General features: G+C 33.0%; 1 protein-coding gene. It reads right to left on the reverse strand.

What is annotated here, in order from left to right; all coding sequences use genetic code 11:
• Positions 1-209 (reverse strand): DDE-type integrase/transposase/recombinase (locus CD129_RS05100; protein ID WP_144437002.1); only part of this gene is annotated, 209 nt, incomplete at both ends.

Here is a 209-nt window from a genome sequence, read left to right on the forward strand (position 1 = left end):
CATGGCGAAAATCCGTAGATCTGAAGAGACCTGCGGTTCTTTTTATATAGAGCGTAAATACATTCAATACCTTTTAAAGTATTCTTTGCTGTATTGATACTTTGATACCTTGTCTTTCTTACTTTAATATGACGGTGATCTTGCTCAATGAGGTTATTCAGATATTTCGATGTACAATGACAGTCAGGTTTAAGTTTAAAAGCTTTAAT

This window comes from Mammaliicoccus fleurettii, assembly GCF_003970575.1.
In the GTDB taxonomy this organism is placed as follows: domain Bacteria; phylum Bacillota; class Bacilli; order Staphylococcales; family Staphylococcaceae; genus Mammaliicoccus; species Mammaliicoccus fleurettii.